This is a genomic window from uncultured Pseudokineococcus sp. (assembly GCF_947495735.1).
In the GTDB taxonomy this organism is placed as follows: domain Bacteria; phylum Actinomycetota; class Actinomycetes; order Actinomycetales; family Quadrisphaeraceae; genus Pseudokineococcus.
The window spans coordinates 1-512 of record NZ_CANMAA010000046.1; the positions used below are offsets into that span (position 1 = coordinate 1).

General features: G+C 67.4%; 1 protein-coding gene. It reads right to left on the minus strand.

Features of this window, described 5'->3' with window-relative positions; genetic code table 11:
• Window positions 1-46 precede the first annotated feature (46 nt).
• Window positions 47-322 (minus strand): transposase, encoded by a 276-nt coding sequence (locus Q0848_RS18915; RefSeq protein WP_299040385.1) that lies wholly within the window; start codon window positions 320-322, stop codon window positions 47-49.
• Between the last annotated feature and the right edge of the window lie 190 nt (window positions 323-512).

Consider the following 512-nt stretch of genomic DNA (forward strand, 5'->3'; position numbering starts at 1 on the left):
ACCACCACCAGCACCACCCCGCTCCGGCTACCATCAGAGCGTCACTTCAGAGCCTCCACTGAACCCGGGGCGAGACATAGAGCAGCTGCTGGGCGTGGGCTTCGAGCAGCCCGATCAGCAGCGAGGCCCCGCCGGCGTTGAGGTCGGTGGCCCAGACCAGCGGGTCCCCGTCGGTCAGCGTGATGACCTCGCCGATCAGGTCCAGCAGCTGGCTCTCGTCGTTGTCGACCCGCCGGGACAGCACCACGGTGCCGTCGGAGTCCATGACGACGCAGTGATGGGCTCGCTTGCCCGCGTCGATGCCCGCCCACAGTGCGCCCACGAGCCCGTCTCCTTCTCTTCAACTGTGGGTCTCTCCTTGACTGGCAGCCACGCCGGCACGTCCTTACGCAACGATCAGGTGCGCGAGTCTCAATGAGCGGTCGAGCTACCAACAGGACGGCGGGCGGCCATTCCCAGTGAGCCGTCGACGCGGCGGGGAGATCTGAGCCATACCCGCCGTCCCAAGGAGG